This is a genomic window from Streptomyces sp. NPDC051921 (assembly GCF_040680975.1).
GTDB lineage: Bacteria > Actinomycetota > Actinomycetes > Streptomycetales > Streptomycetaceae > Streptomyces.
Genome location: NZ_JBFAXU010000011.1, coordinates 66734 through 88077, shown reverse-complemented (window position 1 = coordinate 88077; position 21344 = coordinate 66734). Strand labels below are relative to the sequence as shown.

Genomic DNA, 21344 nt, shown 5'->3' with positions numbered 1-21344 from the left:
ACATGCCCACGATTCTCGGCCAGAACCAGTACGGCAAAGCAGAGAACCGCGTCGTCAAGATCACGCGCGACGGCGGAACGCACCACATCAAGGACCTGAACGTCTCCGTCGCCCTCTCCGGTGACCTCGACGACGTCCACCTCACCGGTTCCAACGCCCACTGCCTCCCCACCGACACGACGAAGAACACCGTCTTCGCGTTCGCCAAGGAGTACGGCATCGAGTCCGCCGAGCAGTTCGGCATCCACCTCGCCCGTCACTTCGTGACGAGCCAGGAGCCGATCAAGAAGGCCCGGATCCGGATCGAGGAGTACTCCTGGGAGCGGATCGCCAGCTCCGACGCCAACTCCAAGTTCATCGGCTCGGACGAGGTCAACCACTCCTTCGTCCGCAAGGGCCAGGAGACCCGCACCACCCAGATCACCTTCGACGGTGAGAAGTTCGAGGTCATCTCCGGCCTCAAGGACCTCGTCGTCATGAACTCCACCAACTCGGAGTTCTGGGGCTACATCAAGGACAAGTACACCACCCTCCAGGAGGCGTACGACCGGATCCTCGCCACCCAGGTATCGGGTCAGTGGCGCTTCAGCTGGAGCGACGACGAGCAGCGGATGCCGAACTGGGAGCGCTCCTACGAGCAGACCAAGAAGCACATGCTCGAGGCCTTCGCGGAGACGTACTCGTACTCGCTGCAGCAGACGCTGTACCAGATGGCCACGCGGATCATCAACCACCGTTCGGAGATCGACGAGGTCCGCTTCTCGCTCCCGAACAAGCACCACTTCCTCGTCGACCTCGAGCCCTTCGGCCTGAAGAACGACAACGAGGTCTACTACGCCGCCGACCGCATGTACGGCCTGATCGAGGCCACCATCCTGCGGGACGGCGCCACGGCGCAGATCCCGGTCGACATGACCAACCTCTAAGCGGCACCGAGTGGTCGCCCCCGCCCGTCCCGCAGTCGGGCGGGGGCCCACGACCGGAGGGAAGTTCCATGGCACAGCCCGCAAAGGGGCCGGCGACAGCCGAAGGCCCGTGTTCCACCCCGCCGTCCACCCCCGCCCCGGCAGCTGCCGAGTGCCACCCCGTGGACGAGAAGCTCCCCGCCTCGCGGCTCGTCCCCGCGGCACTCCAGCACATCGCCGCCATGTACGCGGGCGTCGTCACCCCTCCGCTCATCATCGGCCAGGCCGTCGGCCTGGACGCCGCCGGAATGACCCGGCTCATCGCCGCCAGCCTGCTCATCGCCGGCTGCGCGACAATCCTGCAGACCCTCGGTCTCGGCCGCTTCGCCGGAAACCGGCTGCCCTTCGTCAACGCCGCCTCCTCCGCCGGCATCGCCCCGATGCTCGCGATCGCCGAGACCAGCGCCAAGGGGCACCAACTCCCCGCCATCTACGGCGCGGTGATGGTCGCCGGCGTCTTCTGCCTCGCCGTCGGCCCCTTCTTCGGGCGGCTGCTGCGCTTCTTCCCGCCGCTCGTCACCGGCGTCGTGATCACCCTGATCGGCGTCACCCTGATGCCCGTACCGGTGGGCTGGGCGCAGGGCGGTGACAAGAACGCCGCCGACTTCGGCGCCATGAAGTACCTGGCGCTCGCCGCCTTCACGCTGGTCGTCATCCTGCTCTTCCAGCGCTTCGGCAAGGGCTTCGTCAAGCAGATCGCCCTGCTGCTCGGTCTCTTCGTCGGCACGCTCGCCGCGATCCCCTTCGGCATGGCGGACTTCACCGCCCTGAAGGAGGCGCCGGTCGCCGCGCTGCCCGCGCCCTTCGCCTTCGGCGCCCCCGAGTTCCAGCCCGCCGCGATCCTCTCGCTGTGCATCGTGATGCTCGTCCTCATGACGGAGTCCAGCGCCGGCATGCTGGCCCTCGGCGAGATCTGCGAGCGGCGCAGCGACGGGAGGACCATCACGCGCGGGCTGCGCACCGACGGCATCGCCACCCTGCTCGGCCCGGTCTTCGGCGGCTTCCCCACCTCGGCCTTCGCCCAGAACGTCGGCGTGGTCTCGCTGACCCGGGTGCGCAGCCGGTACGTGGTCGCCGTCGCCGGCGGCGCGCTCCTCGTCCTCGGGGCCTTCCCGGTCCTCGGCGCGGTGGTCTCCCTCGTACCGATGCCGGTCCTCGGCGGCGCGGGCATCGTCCTCTTCGGCTCGATCGCCGTCAGCGGCATCCGCACCCTCTCGGAAGCGGGTCTCGACGACAGCTCCAACATCATCCTGGTGGCCGTCGCGCTCGGGGCGGGCATCATCCCGCTCGCCGCTCCCACCTTCTACGCCGGTTTCCCTGCCTGGGCACAGACGGTGCTCGGCTCCGGCATCAGCGCGGGCGCGCTCGTCGCCGTCCTGCTGAACCTCTTCTTCCACCATCTCGGCACCCGGAGCGGGCACACGGCTCCGGCACTCAAATCTTCCTAGGGTCCTGCCGTGCCCTCCCCCCACGACACCCCTGTGGGGGGATTCCCACCCTCCCGGAATGAAGGAAGTACCGCCATGGCAGCGCCTGCGGCAGCACCACAACGCATCGTCGTCGAGAACGCGGCGATCGCGACCGTCGACGCGAACGACACCGAGTACGCCACCGGCCATCTCGTCGTCGCCGACAACCGGATCGAGTCCCTCGGTGCCGGCAACGCCCCCGAGGGGCTGGAGAACGTGGTCCGGCGGATCGACGCCAGCGGCCACCTCGTCACGCCGGGTCTGGTCAACACGCACCACCACTTCTACCAGTGGATCACCCGCGGCCTCGCGACCGACCACAACCTCTTCGACTGGTTGGTCGCGCTCTACCCGACCTGGGCCCGCATCGACGAGCAGATGGTGCGCGTCGCCGCCCAGGGTTCGCTGGCCATGATGGCCCGCGGCGGTGTCACCACCGCCATGGACCACCACTACGTCTTTCCGCAGGGCTCCGGCGACCTGTCCGGCGCCATCATCGGCGCCGCCGCCGACATGGGCGTCCGCTTCACCCTCGCCCGCGGCTCGATGGACCGTAGCGAGAAGGACGGCGGTCTGCCGCCGGACTTCGCCGTCGAGACCACCGAGGGCGCCCTCGCCGCGACCGAGGAGACGGTGAAGAGGCACCACGACGCCTCCTTCGACGCGATGACCCAGGTCGCCGTCGCTCCCTGCTCCCCGTTCTCCATCTCCACCGAACTGCTGCGCGAGGGTGCCGCCCTCGGTCGCAGGCTCGGTGTGCGGATGCACACCCACGGCTCGGAGACCGTGGAGGAGGAGAAGTTCTGCCACGAGCTGTTCGGCATGGGCCCGACGGACTACTTCGAGTCCACCGGCTTCCTCGGCGAGGACGTGTGGATGGCGCACTGCGTCCACATGAACGACTCCGACATCGCGGCCTTCGCCCGCACCAGGACCGGTGTGGCCCACTGTCCTTCGTCCAACGCGCGTCTGGCCGCCGGCATCGCCCGCGTACCCGACATGCTCAAGGCGGGCGTGCCGGTCGGCCTCGGCGTCGACGGCACCGCGTCCAACGAGTCGGGCGAGCTCCACACCGAGCTGCGGAACGCGCTGCTGATCAACCGCCTCGGCGCCCACCGCGAGGCCGCGCTCAACGCCCGCCAGGCCCTGCGCCTCGGCACCTTCGGCGGTGCGCAGGTCCTCGGCCGCGCCGACAGCATCGGCTCCCTGGAGCCGGGCAAGCTCGCCGACTTCGTGCTCTGGAAGGTCGACGGCCTCGGCCACTCGTCGATCGCCGACCCGGTCACCGCCATCGTCCTCGGCGCCGCGGCGCCGGTCACCGCTTCCTTCGTCAACGGCAGGCAGATCGTCGAGAACGACCGTCTGCTCACCGCCGACGAGGAGCAGATCGCGCGCGACGCGCGCACGGAGGCGCAGCGCCTGGCCCGTATCGCGGCCCGGGCCTGACCCTCCCCATGGAGTCCGACCGAGGGGGACGGCCCTCGGTCGGTCGCCGTGGACCCGAGCGGGGTCCACGGCAGCCGGGCCGGGGGGTGCGCGTACGCAGAAGTCGTACGGCACCCCCCGGGACGGTGAACCCGTGTCCGCGTCCCCCACCAGGCACACCGTCCCCGCGCCGCACCCCCTCCGCCGGCGCACCGCAGCACCGCACGCACCACCCCCGCAACGAGCCGCACCTCCTGCACCCAGCACCGCATCGCACCACCTCCCTGAAACCACCGTCACCGCCGACGTGTCACCGACCGGAGGAACCGCCGTGGCCGCCAAGCCCCAGGTTCGCAATGCACAAGACGCAGGCACCGCCCCCGACGGCGCCGCCCCCGACGACGCCGGAGCCAAGCATCCGGTCGACGAGACCCTGCCCCCAGCCAAGATGATCACCAGCGGTCTGCAGCACGTGGCCGCCATGTACGCCGGGGTCGTCGCCCCGCCCCTGATCGTCGGAGCGGCCGTGGGCCTCTCCGGCACCGAACTGACGTTCCTCACGGGCGCCAGCCTCTTCACCGCCGGTCTCGCGACCTTCCTCCAGACCCTCGGCGTCTGGAAGATCGGTGCCAAGCTGCCGTTCGTCAACGGTGTCACCTTCGCCGGCGTCGCCCCGATGCTCGCGATCGTCGACACGACGAAGGACAAGGCCGACGCCCTTCCCGTGATCTTCGGCGCGATCATCGTCGCCGGACTCCTCGGCTTCATCGCCGCCCCCTGGTTCTCCCGCCTGGTGCGCTTCTTCCCGCCCGTCGTGACGGGTTCGGTGATCACGCTCATCGGCGTCTCCCTGCTCCCGGTCGCCTTCGGCTGGGCGCAAGGACCCAACCCGCAGGCCGACGACTACGGTTCGACGACCTATCTGTCGCTCGCCGGCATCACGCTGCTCATCGTTCTGCTGCTGCGCCGCTTCACCCGCGGCTTCCTCAAGCAGGTCGCCGTCCTGGTCGGCCTGGTGGTCGGCACGGTCATCGCGATCCCGTTCGGCGTGACCGACTTCAGCCCGGTCACGGAAGCCGACATCGTCGGCTTCCCGACCCCCTTCCACTTCGGTGCCCCCCAGTTCGCGCTCGCCGCGATCATCTCCATGTGCGTGGTCATGCTGGTCTCCATGACCGAGTCCACCGCGGACATGCTGGCGCTCGGCGAGATCGTCGAGCGGCCCGCCGACGAGAAGACCATCGCGGCCGGCCTGCGCGCCGACACCCTCGGCTCCGCGCTCAGCCCGCTGTTCAACGGCTTCATGTGCAGCGCCTTCGCCCAGAACATCGGCCTGGTCGCGATGACCCGCATCCGCAGCCGCTTCGTGGTCGCCTGCGGCGGCGGCTTCCTGGTCCTGATGGGCCTGTCGCCGGTGGCCGCCTCGCTGATCTCGGTCGTGCCGCGGCCGGTGCTCGGTGGTGCGGGCGTCGTCCTCTTCGGCTCGGTCGCCGCGAGCGGCATCCAGACCCTGGTCAAGGCCGGTCTGGAGAAGGACAACAACGTGCTGATCGTGGCCGTCTCGCTCGCGGTCGGCATCATCCCGATCACCAAGCCGGAGTTCTACCACGCCTTCCCCGAGACGGCGAAGATCATCCTGGACTCGGGCATCTCGACCGGCTGCGTCGCCGCGGTCGTCCTCAACGTGCTCTTCAACCACCTGGGCAGGCGCGGTGACGACGACACCGTGACCGCTCCGATGGAACCGGGCGAGGAGATCTCCGAGACCGCCGCGGCGAAGGCGGCGCACGTCCACTGAGCCGCGTCCCTCCGCCCCCGCCCGCCCCGGTACCCGCGCACGCCGCGGGGCCCGGGGCGGCGGCCGTGGTCCTGATCAACCCCAACACCTCCACGGCGACGACCCGCATGATGACCGCCCTCGCCCGCCGCGCCCTCGCGGGCACCGGCCTGCGCGTCCGCGGCGTGACGGTCCCCGAGGGCCCGTCGATGCTGACCGACCCGACGGCCCTGCGCGCCGCCGTCCCGCACGTCGTGGCGGCCGTGCACGAGGCCGTGACCGCGGGCGACTGCGCGGCCGTGATCGTCGCCGCCTTCGGCGACCCGGGGGTGCCGGAGCTGCGGGAGCGGCCGGGGGCAGGGCCCGACGACCCGACGGCCCCCGGACCGCCCAGCCCGGTCGTCCCGGTGTCCGTGGCCGCACTCGGACCCGTGCCCGCACCCGTGCCCGCACCCGGACCCGGACCCGTGCCCGGACCCGGACCCGTGCCCGGACCCGGACCCGGACCCGCACCCGCACTCGGGCCCGCACCCGCACCCTTGCTCGGACTCGGACTCGGACTCGGACTCGGACCCGTGCCCGTGCCGTTGGTCGGTATCGGCGAGGCGGCCATGGCCGAGGCGGCCGCGGGCGGCCGGCGCTTCGGCATCGCCACGACCACACCGCGCCTGGCCGACTCGATCGCCGCGCACGTCGAACGCCTCGGCCTCGGCGCCCGGTACACCGGGGCGCGCTTCACCGCCGGCGCCCCCGAACGGGTCGCCGAGCGCCCGGAGGTGCTGCTCGCGGCGCTCGAGACCGCGGTCCGCGCCTGCGTCGAACAGGACGGGGCGGAGGCGGTCGTCATCGGCGGCGGCCCGCTGGGCGAGGCCGCCGAGACGCTCCGGCGCCGACTCGCCGTCCCGGTCGTCGCCCCGATCCCGGCCGCGTGCCGCCGGATCGCCCGGTCGCTCGCCGCGCCCTGCTGACGCACCCTCACCGCTCCACCTCCATCCGGCGCCTGCACTCGTGCGCCAGGTGCGGATAGGCCGTCGCGATCGCCTCGTACACGCGCCGGCGCAGCAGGCGCTCGGCCTCGGCGCGGCCGGTGTCGCCGTACAGGCCGTCGAGGAGCGTGTCGTAGCGGGAGAGGGCGTGGCGGAGGTAACCCACCTGCCAGCGGACCATCGCCCCGGCGGCGATGCCGCCGGGGCTCCGAGCCCCCAGCAGGTGCCGGTGACGGACCGCCCGCCGTTCCAGCTCGGCGGCGGGCAGCCGGGGCACCTCGAGGGGCTCGGCGCGGATCGCGGCGAGGACCGCCCGGCGCCGACGTTCGGCGCCCACGCCGCCGGCGGCGGAGCCGCGCCCCGCGACGGCCGCGGAGCCCAGGAACTCCGGGGTCCGCTCGACCGCCTCGACCCGCGCGAGGAGATAGAGCCGGACCGGGGCGAGCGTCCACCGCCTCGGGTCGCGCCCCTGGACATCGGCCTGGCCGAGCAGCTCGCCGATCATCGCGTCGCTCCAGCCGCGCCCGCGCAGCCCTGCCACCGTCACATACGTCGTACGGTCCGTCACAGTTCCCCCTGATTCCGTTACGGAGAGTGATGGTTTCAGTGAAGCGCACGCCACTGACAACGCACCCCGCGCCCTTCTTCCGTGGCTCTCGTGACGGCTCTTCCGGTCGCCCTCTTGCCCCCGCCCCTCCCACCGTGGCATATAGGTCCAGACCTTTACGGGACGGAGGCACCCCCCATGCAACGCCCCCTCACCGCACCCCGGTTGCCCCTCGCCGCGCTCGCCCTCACCGCCGCCCTCACCGCCTGCTCCGGCACCGCCGAGGCCGCCCGGGACACCCGGGCCCCCACCGCGCCCGCCGGCGTCACCGCCACCGCCGGAAGCGCGAGCACCGTACACGTCATGTGGAGCGCCGCCGCCGACGACCGCGGCGTCACCGGCTACGCGGTCTACCGCCAGGGCCGGAAGGTGAAGGACCTCCCTGCCGGCACCCTCATGACCGACGTCACCGGACTCGCGCCCGCCACCCCCCACACCTTCACCGTCCGGGCCCGCGACGCCGCCGGAAACGTCTCGCCGGACAGCCTGGCCGTCACGGCCACCACCCCCGCCTCCACCGTCGAGGACCGCACGCCCCCGACCCGCCCCACCGCCCTGCGCGCCACCCTCGCCGGCCGCGCCGCGGCCGTCCTCGCCTGGCGGCCCGCCCGCGACGACACCCGGGTCACCGCCTACGACGTCTACCAGGCCGGCGCCCGCATCCACACCGTCCCCGGCACCGACACCACCGCCCGCCTCACCCACCTGCGCCCCGGCACCGCCTACACCTTCACCGTCCGGGCCCGCGACGCCGCCGAGAACTCCTCCCCGGACAGCGCCCCCGCCGACCTCACCACCCCCGCCGCGCCCGGCGCCCGCCCCGACACCGCCCCCACCGGCCTCACCGCCAGGGCGACCGAGGGCGCCATCACCCTCACCTGGACCCCGCCCCGCACCGGCACCCCCGTCAAGGAGCACCAGCTCCACCTGAACGGCCGCTTCGCCACCACGGTCGTCTGGGGGGCCGAACCCCCGCCGGGACCGGTCACCTACACCCTCGCGGTCCCCGCCACGCCCGGCGTCCGCTACGCCCTCACCCTGCGCGCCAGGCTCCCCGACGGCACCTGGGGCGACTTCTCCGCGCCCTGCACCGTGGTGACGGTCTGACGCGCCCCGCTGACCCCGCGTCCGGCCCCGCCCCGAACTACGCTGGGAAGCGTGGCCGAGATCGTCCTCACCAACACCGGGCTCGACGCGTTCCTGGCGGCGAGTCCCGAGTTCCGGGGCCCGGGAGCGTTCAGGGTCGCGGACGCCGTGCTGAGTCTGCTCGCGCTGCGCGGGGCGGACCGGGGGGCAGGGGTGCCGGAGCCGACGCCCGCCCTCGTCAAGCGGCTCCTCGTGGAGGACCTGCCCGCCTTCGTGGGCGCGACACCCGAGGAGCTGAGCCTGTACCCGGCGGTCCTGCGGGCCCTCGCCGAGCGGTTCGACGGCGTGCGCCGCGAGCGGGTCGAGGCGGTGATCGGGGAGTCCGTCGGCGACTTCGAGCGCGCCATGACCGACCCCGGCAACCTCACCTGGCCCCGCTGGTACGCCCAGCTGCTCCGGGCCGACGGCACCGATCCCGGCGACCCCGAGGCCGTACGGGCCTGGCTGTCCCGTCTCGACGGGCCGCCGGTGCCCGACGGAGTGCGCCGGGCGGACCTGATGGGGCGCACCGCCGTCGCCGACGTGCTCCTCGCCGAGGCCCTGACCAGGGCGTACGTACGCGATGCCGAGCATCCGCCGGCCGCCGGGCCGCTCCTCGCCGACCACGACGTCGCCCAGGGCATCGGGGCCGTCGCCGCCGCCCTCCTCGACCGGTGGACCGCGGCGGGCCTCGCCGAGGGGCTGGCGGGGGAGTACGCCCACCTCGCGCCCGGACCGGACGACTTCCCCCACCTCGTCCTCGCCGACGCCCTCCTCGACGAACACCTCGACTACTACGGCGACCCCGCCGTGCCCCTGCCCCCGCCGGAGACCGGGGCGGGCGACGCGGGCGAGGGGGCGGGCCGTCCCCCGTCCCCTGCCGGCACCCGGGATCTGGAGCGTGACGCCGACGCGCTCGCCGACGTCGTCGACGCCCTCACGGAGGACGGCGAAGGTCCCTACGGCGGCGAGGCCGCCCACCTGCTCTACACCCTCTACCAGCGCGGCTGCTCCGCCGAGTCGGTCGCCCGCAGGGCCGCCGAGTTCGAGGACTGGACGGTCGACCCGGCCCTGGAGGACGCGCCGGTGCGCGTGCCGCCGCCGGCCTCGGCCGCGTACACCACTCCGACGGCCGGCGAACTCGCCCGGCTCCTCGGCTCGCCCGGGGTCACCGACACCGACCGGGCGCGGCTCGACAAGCCGGCCCACGAGCTCGCCGCGGTCGTCGACCGGCTCGCCGCGACCGGGCTCGTCTTCCGGCGGGGTGACGCGTTCGGGCTGACCCCGCACGGCGCCACCGTGGTCCGCTATCTGCTCGCGGTGCGCCGGGTCGCGGTACCCGACGCCGCCGAGGCGGCCGCATGGGACGCCGCCACCCTCGTGGCCGCGGCCTCGGGCTGGCCGCCGGCCGTCGCGAGCCGTGTCCTGGTCGACCGGCTGCGTGCGCACGGGGACGGCGCCGAGGCGTGGACGGAGCTGCTCGACGCCTTCGGCACCGTCAACGCCGGCACCTCCGAAGCCGCCGCCACCCGCGCGCTGCTCGGCCTGGTCGACTGGACCGCCGCTCCCGCCGTCGCGTTGCGAGGCGCCCTCGCCGGGCCGGCGACCGGGGCGAGGGCGGAGGAGGCGCTGCGGGCCCGCGGGGAGCCGGTGGACCCGGTGCTGGTGCCGGCCGCCGCCCGCGCGCTGCGGGTGCTCGACGCGCTGCCGGGGAAGCGCGGGCCGCTGGAAGCCCGCCGAGCGGCCTTCGACGCGGCGGCCGCGCGCTGGCCCGGCGGTTCGGCGGCGCTGATCCGGGCGATGGCGGAGGCGGACCCGCACGAGACCGCGCGGGTCCTGGGCCCCCTCGGCATCAGCCTGCCGTGAGGTACATCCCCGAGGCGCCCGTGCCGGGCGTGTTGCGGCAGCTGAAGTTGCCGCTCGGCCGGTCGCTGACGAGGGCGAGGCAGCGGCCGAGCGCGGCCTGCCCGTAGGCGTTGGGGTGCATGTTCTCCTGGAGCGGACCCTGGGTCTGGTTCTGGTCGATCCACCGCGCCCACTCGCTCGTGCTCGCCGAGGCCGGCACCGTCGACGTGACCTGCTTGCTGGCCTTCGCGCACACCTCGCGGCCCTGCAGCATGTCGCGCAGATCCATGAACTGCGCGCCCTTGGACGTCGCGACGGCCTTCAGCCGGTTCGCGATCTGCGGGACGAGGGAGTCGCGCGCCCAGTCGGAGTCCAGGTTCCAGAAGGGGCAGCCGCCGGTGTTCGTGCGGGTCCAGCCGCTCTCGCCGTAGCGGTTGTCGGCGGCGCGGGGGATGGGGGAGGGGTAGGACTGGAGGACGATCCGGTAGTCGGAGGTGGTGTAGCCGGCGCCGGTCATCACGGCTCTGATCTCGTCGATCGCCTTGCCGACGTTGGCCATGGCCCCGTCGATCTTCGCGTCGACCGCGGCCTGCTGGTCGTCGTGGCAGTAGGAGTACCAGACGATGTAGTCGGTCGCGCAGGTGGTGATGATGTCGGCGAAGCCGAGGTCGTTGCCTCCGATCGACAGCGCGATCAGCTTCACGTCGTTCGCGGCGGCGACCGCCGCGAGCTGGTCGGCCTGCGGGGCCTCGCCCTTGTACGCGACACCGCCGTTCGCGGTGCGGAACACGTTCTTCGTCGTGGCCCCGGAGCAGGCGAGGTTGATCAGCTGGGAGGCGATGGCGCCCGCGCTCTTCACCTCGGCGGTGTCGGAGCGGTGGCAGCCGTTGGCCTCGGAGGTGCCGTAGACGCGGCTCGGGTCGTAACCGCTGCCGGTCCAGGCGCGGTCGGTGCCGTTGCGGCTGCCGCTGGTGGTCAGGCTGTTGCCCTGCCAGCGGCCGGCCTCGCCGGAGATGTAGCTGTCGCCCATGGTGACGGCGGCGGTGGGGCCGGATCCGGCCGAGGCCGCGGCGGGGGACGGGGCCAGGGAGACGATTCCGGCGGCGACGCACAGGGCGAGCAGTCCGCGCAGGGCGCGGTGCGGAGACGAAGACATGGCTGTGCTCCTGCGGGGTGCGGTACGCGAGGTACGCAACGACGTGGGGGACAGCCGCCGGCCGGTGGCATGGCGGAATCTGACACGTCCCGGCTTGTTACCGCTAGGTAGCGGCGTATTGCGGTTCCGTCACGTGACTTGTGAAACACCATGGATCGAAAACCGTCACGCACTACGGCAAACAGCGAAAAGGCCCCGCCCCCGGTGCTGTGCGAACACCGGGGGCGGGGCCTGTCTGCGGGCCGGGCGGCTGCTGTGCGGTCAGCCGACCAGCTGGTCGTACGCGGGGAGGGTCAGGAAGTCCGCGTAATCGGCGTCGAGGGAGACGTGCAGCAGGAGGTCGTGCGCCTGCTGCCACTTTCCGGCCGCGAAGGCCGCGTCGCCGATCTCCTCACGGATGGCGGCCAGCTCCTCGGCGGCCACCGTGCGGGCGAGCTCGGGGGTCGCGCGCACGGTCTCGCCGTCGTGCTCGAACTCGACGCCCGCGTTGATCCACTGCCAGATCTGCGAGCGTGAGATCTCTGCCGTGGCCGCGTCCTCCATCAGGTTGAAGATGGCGACGGCGCCCAGGCCGCGCAGCCACGCCTCGATGTAGCGGATGCCGACCTGGACCGCGTTGCGCAGGCCCTCGTAGGTCGGCTGGGCGTCGAGGGAGGCGATGTCGATCAGCTCGGGGCCGGCGACGTGCACGTCCTCGCGGAGCCGGTCCTTCTGGTTCGGCTTGTCGCCGAGGACCGCGTCGAAGGAGGCCATCGCGATCGGCACCAGGTCGGGGTGGGCGACCCAGGAACCGTCGAAGCCGTCGCCGGCCTCGCGGTCCTTGTCGGCCTTGACCTTCTCGAAGGCGACCTTGTTGACCTCGGCGTCCTTGCGGGACGGGATGAAGGCCGCCATGCCGCCGATCGCGTGCGCGCCGCGCTTGTGGCAGGTGCGGACGAGGAGTTCGGTGTACGCGCGCATGAACGGGGCCGTCATCGTGACCGCGTTGCGGTCCGGCAGGACGAACTTGGCGCCGCCGTCACGGAAGTTCTTGACGATGGAGAACAGGTAGTCCCAGCGGCCGGCGTTCAACCCGGCGGCGTGGTCGCGGAGTTCGTAGAGGATCTCCTCCATCTCGTACGCGGCCGTGATGGTCTCGATGAGCACCGTGGCGCGGACGGTGCCCTGCGGGATGCCGACGTGGTCCTGGGCGAAGACGAAGATCTCGTTCCAGAGGCGGGCCTCCAGGTGCGACTCGGTCTTCGGCAGGTAGAAGAACGGGCCCTTGCCGAGGTCGATCAGCCGCTGGGCGTTGTGGAAGAAGTAGAGACCGAAGTCGACCAGCGCGCCCGGGACCGGGCGCCCGTCGACGGTCAGGTGACGCTCCTCCAGGTGCCAGCCGCGCGGGCGCATGACCACCGTGGCGAGCTGGTCGGCCGGCTTGAGGGCGTAGGACTTGCCCGACCGCGGGTCCGTGAAGTCGATGTTCCGCGTGTAGGCGTCGATCAGGTTGACCTGGCCGAGGACCACGTTCTCCCACGTGGGCGCCGAGGCGTCCTCGAAGTCCGCCAGCCAGACCTTCGCGCCCGAGTTCAGCGCGTTGATCGTCATCTTGCGGTCGGTCGGGCCGGTGATCTCCACGCGCCGGTCGTTCAGCGCCGCCGGAGCGGGCGCGACCTTCCAGGAGTCGTCGGCGCGGATCGCCGCGGTCTCCGGGAGGAAGTCCAGAGTGGACGTACGGGCGATCTCGGCGCGGCGCTCGGCGCGGCGGGCGAGCAGCTCGTCCCGGCGCGGGGTGAACCGACGGTGCAGCTCCGCCACGAAGGCGAGGGCCGCGTCGGTGAGCACCTCCTCCTGGCGCGGCAGGGGCTCGGCTTCGACGACGACCAGGGAGGACGGCGCTGGTGCGGACATGAACTGTCACTTCCTTCAGCGGACTTCACGGGCGGTGCCTGCCGGCCGCCGGGCGTCGTCATGTGGCACGCCGTGCCACAGGCGCCGGGATACGGCCGGGAGCGCCGTCACGGGAGTTCAGGCGCTTCTGAACAGTGGATACTAGTTTCCTCATGGTGGAAGTTCAATGGTTTGTTGATGTCGAGATTCTTTGGGTCGACACAACGTGGCGCTGGGTGCCACCACCTTCACTCCAGGTGCACCAGGTCCGCCTCGGTGTCGATGTCGTAGGGCTCGGCCACATCCGAACAGTCCACGAGCGTGATCGCATCCCGATGCGCCTCCAGGTAATCCCGTGCGCCCCGGTCGCCGACCGCCTCCGCCGCGATCCCCGCCCAGCGCTCCGCACCGAACAGCACCGGATGCCCGCGCCTCCCTCTGTACGAGGCGGCCGCGAGCGTGTCGTGCGAGCGGTACGCCGCACCCACCCGGGCCACCGCCTGCGGGCCGATCCCCGGCTGGTCGACCAGGGACACCAGGGCCGCGTCCACCGGCGGGGCGGCGGCTCTGAGGGACGCGAGCCCGACCCGTAGCGAGGAGCCCATGCCCTCGGCCCAGTCCGGGTTGTCCACGAGGACGCAGCCGGGCAGCCGTGCCTCCGCCCGCACCCGCTCGGCCGCCGCGCCGAGCACCACGTGCACCACTTCGCAGCCGCCCTCGCGCAGCACCCGTACCGCGTGCTCGACGAGCGGACGGCCGCGGTGGGCGAGCAGGGCCTTGGGGCGTCCACCGAGCCGCCGGCCGCCGCCCGCGGCCAGCAGCAGGCCCGCCACGAGGGGTTCTTCCGTCTCACGCGTCATGGGGACTGCATACCGCATCAGGGCCGCGCCACACGGATGCCTGAAATCGCGTCCGCCCGCTGGCGCGCCGGGCGCGCGAAGGAGTTAACTGACCCGCGACCCCGGACGCCTGACCGCCGCCCGACGGGTCGGCACAAGGACGTGCGGAGGGGGCGGGGAGCCCCCTGGGGGGAGAGCCGTGTTGCGAGGCGTGGGGCAGAGGCGAGTGACCGCTGACGGCGTGGACCCGAGGGTGGCCGAGCTGCGCGCCGCCGTGTCCCGGCTCAGGCGCGAACTGGCCGGACACCGACGGGAGTTCGCCGACCGGGGGATCGCCGAGGACGAGCTCGCCGCGCTCGACGCGATGGCGACGAGCGGCGCCCCGGAAGTCTGGCGGCTGCGCCGGTCCCTGCTCCTCGTCGCGGGTGCCCTCGGCTCCGTCAGCGCCCTCGCCGAGGGCCTCACGGGCGTCCGCCGGGCCGTCGAGCTCTTCGGCCCTGCGACGCCCGCGCAGCCCGACCGGGACGGGCAGCCCGAGGACTGAGACGGCACGCCGCCGCCCGAGCGGGCGGCCCCGCGGGCCGGGCGGACGGCCCTCGGCCCGCGGTCCCGGCACCCACCAGGGCCGAGCCGGCACTCCCGAGACCTCAGCCGGTACGCCGAGACCTGACCTGGCACCCCGCGGCCGAGCCGCCACGCCCGAGACCTGCGCCGGCGCCCCGCGGCCGAGCCCGCACCCCCGAGAACTGCGCAGGTACCCCTGCGGCCGAGCCGCCACCCCCCGCGACCTGAGCAGGCATCCCGCGGCCGAGCCGCCACCCCCGCGGCCGAATCGGCACCCCGCGGCCGAGCCGCCACCCCCGAGAACTGCGCCGGCCCCCGCCCCCGAGGCAGCACCCCGAGACCTGCGCCGGCACACCAGGAGAACTGCGCCGGCACCCCGTCCTGAGCCGGCACCCCCGTGGCTGGGCGGGTCGGGGGAGGCGCCCGCGAAGCCCCGCGTTCAGATACCCGGGAGGGGGGTGTGGGGAGATCCCCGAGCAGGATCGCCCCCGGCCCGGGGGTCCGTCCGGGACCCGCCGTAGGGACCGGCCGGTACCCCGGAGGGGTCCATCGGTCCCTGAGCGGGACGGCGACCTTGCTGGGAAACTGCTGAGGGGAGAGGGACTGCCCCGGCATCCGATCGGAGGGTGGTGGCGAGCGTGGCGGCACTGCGCGGTGACCCCCCGCGAAGACCCGTCGTCCCCGGCGTCGACCCGCTGGGAGACCCCTTCCTGCGGACCCGCTTCGCCCCGCCGGCGCTGCCCGCCACGTTCCTGCGGCGCGCGCGGCTGGCCGAGCACCTCGGGCAGGCGCCGCGGACCCCGCTGACGGTGGTCGAAGGGTGCGCCGGTGCGGGCAAGACCCTGCTCGTCGCCGACTGGGCCGCCCACCTCCCGCAGCCGGTCGCCTGGCTCACCCTCGACGCGGCGATCCAGGGCCCCGGCATGTTCTGGGCCCACTTCCTCCAGGCCCTGCGCGCCGCCGGGGCGCCGATGCCCTCCTCGATCGGTTCACCCGCCCGGGCGAGCCAGGTCGACCACACGCTGCTGTCCCGGCTCGCCGCGGAGCTCGGCGCCCGCGACCGGCCCGTGACCGTGGTGATCGACGAGTTCGACCGGGTGACCGCACCGGAGATCGCGCGGCAGCTGGAGTTCGTCCTGCGCCACGGCGGCCCCGGACTCCGCCTCGTCCTGGTCACCCGCACCGAGCCGCTCCTCCCCCTGCACCGCTACCGGGTGACCGACGAGATCACCGAGATCCGGGCCGCCGAGCTGGCCTTCACCGCCGAGGAGGCGGTCACCCTCCTGGAGCGGCACGGCCTCGACCTGTCGGTCGCGGCGGCCGGGGCGCTGGTCGAGCGCACCCGGGGGTGGGCGGCGGGCCTCCGGCTGTGCGCGCTGGCCGCCCGGCTGAGCCCCGATCCGGAGATCTACCTGAAGGAGTTCGAGGCGGGCCGGAGCACCATCGCCGACTTCCTGCTCGCCGAGGTGCTGGAACGGCAGCCGCCCCGGACCCAGGACCTGCTGCTCCGGGTCAGCGTGCTGGACCGGTTCCGCCCCGACCTCGCGGACGAGCTGACCGGTCGGAACGACGCCGCGCCGATCCTGGCCGGACTGCTGCGCGACAACGCCTTCGTCGAGGACTTCGGGCAGGGCTGGTACCGGCTCCATCCGCTGTTCCGGGAGATCCTCCTGGCCCACCTGCGCCGGCGCTCTCCCGGCCTGGAGCGCCAGCTGCACCGGCGGGCCGCCCGATGGCTGCGCGACTCCGGGGCACTGCCGGAGACGCTGGCCCACGGCGCGGCCGCGGGGGACTGGCCCTTCGTCGCCGGGACCCTGGTCGACGGGCTGGCCATCGGGCAGCTGTTCGCGGGCCCTCGTGCGGACGAGCTGGCCGAGCTGGTCGCCGGCCTGGAGACACCGCTGGAGGCGGCGATCGGTACGTCGACGCCGAGCCCGGCCACGGACCTCGTGCGCGCCGCGCGCCACCTGTCCCGGCACGAGCTCGAACGGGGCCTGGCCCACCTCCACCACGCCGAGGAGCGGCTGGCCTCGGACACCGATCGCGACGTCACGGCGGCCCGGCTCGGCTGCGCGCTGCTGCAGGCGTTGGCGGGCCGGCTCACCGGGGCCCCGCACCGTGCGGAGGAGGCCGCCCGGGCCGCCTCGGAACTGCTGGGGTCGGTGCCGCCCGCGCTGCTCGACGCGCACCCCGAGCTCGTCGCCCTGCTCCGTACCCACCTGGGCTCGTCCCGGCTGTGGGCCGGACGTCTCGACGAGGCGCGGGCCGCCCTCGCCGAGGTCACCCGCGGACCCGGCGACCCGTCCACGGCACTGCCGAGGAGGGACTCCCTGGAACAGCTCGCGCTCATCGACTACCTCACCGGGTGGCCGGGCAGGGCCCAGCGCAGGATCGACGCGGCGACGGCGGAGACGGAGCGGTTCGGCCTGCCCTCGCCGGCCGGCCCCGGACTGGGACCGCCGGTTCTCGCCGCGGTGGCGGTCGAGCGGGACGATATGGCCCGTGCCGAGGCCCTGCTCGCCCGGCTGCCCGACGCGCCGGCGCCGGACCCGGTGACGGCCGCGGCCCGCCGGCTCGCCACCACCCGGCTGCTCCTGGCACAGGGGCGCACCCGCGCCGCCCTGGCCGCCGCGGAACAGGACATCACCGCCGCCGAAGGCTCCCCGTGGGCCCAGGGCCAGGCCGCCCTGGTCGCCTCCGCCGTCCACCTGGCCGCAGGCCGCGCGGAGGCCGCCGCCGAGGTCCTTCGGGACGCGGCCGCGGACCAGCCGATGTGCCGCGTCGCCGCGGCGCGGGCGCACCTCGCGGCCGGCGACCGGAACGCGGCCCTCCTCCTGCTCGAGGACCTCCCGGGCCACCCGCGCGTCGGCCCGGCCGTGACCGTACGCGCCGCGTTGCTGCGGGCCCGCGCCGCCCGCCAGGCGGGCGACCTCGCCGCCGTGCACAGGCTGCTCGACCGGGCGCTCAGGGATGCCGGGCCCGAGGAGCTGCGGCGTCCCTTCCTGGAGGCCGGGTCCTGGATCGGCCCGTTCCTCACGGCGGCGCCCCTGCGGGCACTGGCGGCCGGCTGGCTCGTGCCCGCGACCGGGCCGCACGCCGCCGCCGGGCCGCACGGCGCCGCGACCGCGCCGCACCGGGCCGCGACCGCACCCGGCGGCACCGCGAGCGGGCCTCACGCCCCCGCCGCCGGACCGCACGGTCCCGTCGCCGGGCCGCAGCACGGCCCCGCCGCCGGACCGCACGGCCCCGCGACGGGTCCCGACGTCGGGGCCGGGCCCCTGGTGGAGGCGCTCAGCGAACGGGAGCGCGAGGTGCTGCGGCTGCTCGCCCGGATGATGTCGACCGAGGACATCGCCGCCGACCTCTATCTGTCGGTCAACACCGTGAAGACCCACCTCAAGAGCGTCTACCGGAAGCTGGCGGTCCACCGGCGCAACGACGCCGTGCGCCGGGCCCGCGACCTGGGTCTGCTGTGACCCCCGCTCACCCGCGACGGGTGAGGCGACCGACCCCCGATTCGGATGCGATGGCATCGGCGGGCCCTCGCCCGCGCCGTGACGGCGACCCGGCTGCCCGGCACGACCCGGTGAGGTGGTCACGGTGAGACGATGGGGTGCTCTGATCGTCCTGGGAACGGCCCAGTTCCTGATGGTGCTCGACACCGCCGTCATGAACGTCTCCATCAGCCAGCTGGTCGAGGACTTCGACACCGAGGTGACCGCGATCCAGGCCGTCATCACCCTGTACGCCCTGGTCATGGCCGCCTTCATGATCATCGGTGGCCGGATCGGGGACATCCTGGGGCGCCGCCGCGTCTTCCTGATCGGCATGTGCGTCTACGGCACGGGATCGGCCCTGACCGCCGTGTCGCCCACCCTGTGGGTCCTGGCGCTCGGCTGGTCGATCATCGAAGGGCTCGGCGCCGCCCTGGTGCTGCCGTCCATGGCGGCCCTCGTCGCCGAGTCGTACCGGGGACGGGACCGGTCCGTCGCCTACGGCGTCATCGGGGGCCTCGCCGGCGCGGGCATCGCGGTGGGCCCGCTGCTGGGCGGCTGGGTGACGACGTACCTCACCTGGCGCCTGGTCTTCGCCGGCGAGGTCGTGGTGGTCCTCGCGGTACTGCTCTTCCGGCGGGCGATCACGGAACAGCCCAGGACGGGCCGGCGCCCCGCCCTGGACCCCGTCGGCGCCGTCCTGTCCGCCGCCGGCCTGGGCATCGGCGTCCTCGGCGTGCTGCAGAGCACGACCTGGGGATGGGTGGCGCCGCGCGACCCCCCCTTCACGGTGCTCGGCTTCGCACCCACCCTGTTCGTGGTCGCGGCCGGAGTGGGCCTCCTCTACGCCTTCCAGGCCTGGGAGCGGCACCGGGAGGCGCGCGGAGAGGACCCCTTGGTCCACCTGGCCCTGTTCCGCAGACCCGTGCTGAGGTCCGGGCTGATGACCCTCGTGAGCCAGAACCTCATCCTGCTGGGACTGTTCTTCACCATTCCGCTGTACCTGCAGGTGGTGCAGGGCTTCGACGCCTTCCAGACGGGACTGCGGCTGCTGCCGGTGTCCGTCACCATGCTCGTCGCCTCCCTGGGCGGGGCCGGCCTCGGGCGCCGGGTGGGACCGCGCCGGGTCGTGCGGGCGGCTCTGGTCGTGCTGGCGGCCTCGATCGCCTGGCTGCTCGGCACGATCCGGCCGGAGATCGACGACGCCCAGTTCTTCGGGGCCATGGCGCTCCTCGGCCTGGGCATGGGACTGCTCGCCTCGCAGCTCGGCAACGTCGTCCAGTCCACCGCCGGGGAGCAGGAGCGCAGCGAGGTCGGCGGGCTGCAGTTCACCGCCCAGAACCTGGGATCCTCGCTGGGCACGGCCCTGATCGGGTCGATCCTGATCGGCGCTCTGACCCAGGCCTTCACCACGCAGGTCGAGCAGAATCCGCGCCTGTCCGAAGAGGCCCGCCGGCAGACGAGCATCGCCCTGGAATCGGGCGTCAGCTTCGTCTCCACCGACCAGGTCCACTCGGCGGCGGAGCAGGCCGGACTGCCCCCGGGCGAGGTGGACGCCGTCACGGAGTCCTACGCCACGGCCCAGCTCAACGGCCTGAAGGCGGCCATCTTCGCGACCGGCGGCATCACGCTGGCGAGCTTCCTGGTGACGCGCCACCTGCCCACCGCGAGCCCGGGCACGGCCGTCGGCACGGGTGGGGCGACCCCGACCCCGCCCCCCGGCCCCCCGAACCCGACCGTCCCGCCGTCGGCACCGCCGAAGCGGCGGGCCCGACACCCCAGGAGGCCGTGATGCCCGGAGGCGGACAGCTGGGTCACCCCCGCAGGGTGAGGCCGACGGGGGTCCCCGCGGCGGACCATCACAGCATGCAGTACGAGATCCGCGTCGACGGGCACATGTCGGAGACGCTGGTCAGCGCCTTTCCTGAGCTGGAACACGTGGTGATCTCCGGCCAGACGGTGCTGTACGGCCCGGTCGTGGACGAGGCGCACCTCTACGGACTGCTGGCCCGCTTCCAGTCGCTCGGGCTCCACGTGGTGGAGCTGCGGCGTCTACCGGACTGACGGTGCCCGGAGCCCGTGACCGCCCCCAACCCTGTGCGCCCACGCTCACCCGCGGCGGGTGAGGCCTTCCCGTACGAGGGCCGCGCACGCTGAAGGAAGCCCGGAACGGCAACCGGGCCCGACCCGGAACGGAGCAGAGAGATGGGCACCTATCTCGCCTACGACTATCCGCTGCTGAGCGCCTTCTGGACCATGCTGTGGTTCTTCCTGTGGATCCTGTGGTTCATCCTGCTCTTCCGGATCATCGGCGACATCTTCCGCGACGACAGCCTGGGCGGCTGGGGCAAGGCCGGCTGGCTGATCTTCGTCATCATCCTGCCCTTCCTCGGCGTGCTCATCTACGTCATCGCGCGGGGCAAGTCCATGGGCCACCGCGAGATCTCGCACGCGCGCAAGCAGCAGGAGCAGTTCGACGCCTACATCCGCGAGACCGCGGGCGAGAGCGGTCGGACCAGCAGCGCCGACGAACTGTCCAGGCTCTCCGAGCTCCGGGCGCGCGGTGACATCACCGACGAGGAGTTCCGCCGGGCCAAGGAGCTCGTCCTCAGCCACGGCGGCCCGTCCGCGGACGCCGGCACCGGAGCCGCCTCCCGTCCGTGACGCGGGAGGACAGGGAAAGGAAAACCGAGATGACCGCCACACACACCCCCGGGACGCACTCGACCAGGTCCGCCTGGGCCGAGGGACTGACCGCCTTCGCCGCCGTCATGCTGGCCCTCGCGGGACTGCTCGGCATCTTCCGCGGCATCATGGCGATCGCCGAGGACGAGGTGTTCCTCACCACGCCCAACTACGTCTTCCAGTGGGACCTGACCGGGTGGGGCTGGATACACCTCATCCTGGGCGCGGTAGCCGTGCTCATCAGCTTCGGACTGTTCCGTGAGGCGACCTGGGCACGGATCTGCGGCGTGGGCATCGCCGGGCTCGTCATCATCGCCAACTTCCTCTCACTGCCGTACTACCCGGTGTGGTCCGTCATCGTGATCGCCATGTCCGGATTCGTCATCTGGGCCCTGTGCGTCCACCGGAAGGCCGACGTGGCGTGAAGGAACATCGCCCCGGCCCCGGCCCCGGCCCCGGCCCCGGCCCCGGCCCCGGCCCCGGCCCCGGCCCCGGCCCCGGCCCCGGCCCCGGCCCCGGCCCCGGCCCCGGCCCC

General features: G+C 73.4%; 17 protein-coding genes. 13 read left to right on the top strand and 4 right to left on the bottom strand.

What is annotated here, in order from left to right; all coding sequences use genetic code 11:
• Positions 1-2 precede the first annotated feature (2 nt).
• From pucL to AB0M16_RS16730, 5 genes are all read left to right on the top strand, one after another.
• Positions 3-926 (top strand): factor-independent urate hydroxylase, encoded by a 924-nt coding sequence (gene pucL / locus AB0M16_RS16750; RefSeq protein ID WP_365343399.1) that lies wholly within the window; start codon positions 3-5, stop codon positions 924-926.
• A 68-nt stretch (positions 927-994) separates the two neighbouring features.
• Positions 995-2413, top strand: coding sequence for a nucleobase:cation symporter-2 family protein (locus AB0M16_RS16745; protein WP_365343397.1), 1419 nt, complete (start codon positions 995-997; stop codon positions 2411-2413).
• Between the two features lie 75 nt (positions 2414-2488).
• Positions 2489-3880, top strand: a complete 1392-nt coding sequence (locus AB0M16_RS16740; protein WP_365343395.1) for an 8-oxoguanine deaminase — start codon at positions 2489-2491, stop codon at positions 3878-3880.
• 427 nt (positions 3881-4307) lie between these two features.
• Complete coding sequence (locus AB0M16_RS16735; protein WP_365343628.1) at positions 4308-5657, top strand: nucleobase:cation symporter-2 family protein; 1350 nt, start codon at positions 4308-4310, stop codon at positions 5655-5657.
• Between the two features lie 65 nt (positions 5658-5722).
• The gene (locus AB0M16_RS16730; protein WP_365343393.1) at positions 5723-6604 is read left to right on the top strand and encodes an aspartate/glutamate racemase family protein; all 882 of its coding nucleotides are present in this window, start codon (positions 5723-5725) and stop codon (positions 6602-6604) included.
• Positions 6605-6611: 7 nt separating this feature from the next.
• Here the strand turns inward: AB0M16_RS16730 and AB0M16_RS16725 are convergent, their stop codons facing one another.
• Positions 6612-7190: a hypothetical protein gene (locus AB0M16_RS16725; RefSeq protein WP_365343391.1), complete on the bottom strand. Its 579-nt coding sequence runs from the start codon at positions 7188-7190 to the stop codon at positions 6612-6614.
• A gap of 177 nt (positions 7191-7367) precedes the next feature.
• Here AB0M16_RS16725 and AB0M16_RS16720 point away from each other — a divergent pair, with 177 nt between their 5' ends.
• Together AB0M16_RS16720 and AB0M16_RS16715 are read left to right on the top strand one after the other, a co-directional pair.
• Positions 7368-8336 carry a fibronectin type III domain-containing protein gene (locus AB0M16_RS16720; RefSeq protein WP_365343389.1) on the top strand — a complete coding sequence of 323 codons (969 nt, stop codon included), beginning with the start codon at positions 7368-7370 and terminating at the stop codon, positions 8334-8336.
• A gap of 51 nt (positions 8337-8387) precedes the next feature.
• Positions 8388-10220: a hypothetical protein gene (locus tag AB0M16_RS16715; protein WP_365343387.1), complete on the top strand. Its 1833-nt coding sequence runs from the start codon at positions 8388-8390 to the stop codon at positions 10218-10220.
• Here the strand turns inward: AB0M16_RS16715 and AB0M16_RS16710 are convergent.
• The 3 genes from AB0M16_RS16710 to AB0M16_RS16700 all read right to left on the bottom strand — a co-directional run bounded on the left by AB0M16_RS16710 (position 10207) and on the right by AB0M16_RS16700 (position 14087).
• Positions 10207-11355, bottom strand: coding sequence for a GDSL-type esterase/lipase family protein (locus AB0M16_RS16710; protein ID WP_365343385.1), 1149 nt, complete (start codon positions 11353-11355; stop codon positions 10207-10209). The genes AB0M16_RS16715 and AB0M16_RS16710 overlap by 14 nt on opposite strands.
• A 261-nt stretch (positions 11356-11616) precedes the next feature.
• The gene (aceB, locus tag AB0M16_RS16705; protein ID WP_365343383.1) at positions 11617-13248 is read right to left on the bottom strand and encodes a malate synthase A; all 1632 of its coding nucleotides are present in this window, start codon (positions 13246-13248) and stop codon (positions 11617-11619) included.
• Positions 13249-13475: 227 nt separating this feature from the next.
• The gene (locus AB0M16_RS16700) at positions 13476-14087 is read right to left on the bottom strand and encodes a nucleotidyltransferase family protein (RefSeq protein WP_365343381.1); all 612 of its coding nucleotides are present in this window, start codon (positions 14085-14087) and stop codon (positions 13476-13478) included.
• Positions 14088-14265: 178 nt separating this feature from the next.
• Between AB0M16_RS16700 and AB0M16_RS16695 the strand changes: the two genes are divergently transcribed.
• The 6 genes from AB0M16_RS16695 (at position 14266) to AB0M16_RS16670 (ending at position 21234) form a co-directional block, all read left to right on the top strand.
• Positions 14266-14610, top strand: a complete 345-nt coding sequence (locus tag AB0M16_RS16695; protein WP_365343379.1) for a DUF5955 family protein — start codon at positions 14266-14268, stop codon at positions 14608-14610.
• Between the two features lie 658 nt (positions 14611-15268).
• Positions 15269-18106, top strand: a complete 2838-nt coding sequence (locus AB0M16_RS16690; protein ID WP_365343377.1) for a LuxR C-terminal-related transcriptional regulator — start codon at positions 15269-15271, stop codon at positions 18104-18106.
• A 124-nt stretch (positions 18107-18230) separates the two neighbouring features.
• On the top strand, positions 18231-19916 hold the full coding sequence (locus AB0M16_RS16685) for an MFS transporter (RefSeq protein WP_365343375.1): 1686 nt from the start codon (positions 18231-18233) through the stop codon (positions 19914-19916).
• Between the two features lie 74 nt (positions 19917-19990).
• Positions 19991-20188: a hypothetical protein gene (locus AB0M16_RS16680; protein WP_365343373.1), complete on the top strand. Its 198-nt coding sequence runs from the start codon at positions 19991-19993 to the stop codon at positions 20186-20188.
• A 141-nt stretch (positions 20189-20329) separates the two neighbouring features.
• Positions 20330-20788 carry an SHOCT domain-containing protein gene (locus tag AB0M16_RS16675; protein ID WP_365343371.1) on the top strand — a complete coding sequence of 153 codons (459 nt, stop codon included), beginning with the start codon at positions 20330-20332 and terminating at the stop codon, positions 20786-20788.
• Positions 20789-20817: 29 nt separating this feature from the next.
• Positions 20818-21234 carry a hypothetical protein gene (locus AB0M16_RS16670; protein WP_365343369.1) on the top strand — a complete coding sequence of 139 codons (417 nt, stop codon included), beginning with the start codon at positions 20818-20820 and terminating at the stop codon, positions 21232-21234.
• The last annotated feature ends 110 nt before the right edge of the window (positions 21235-21344 follow it).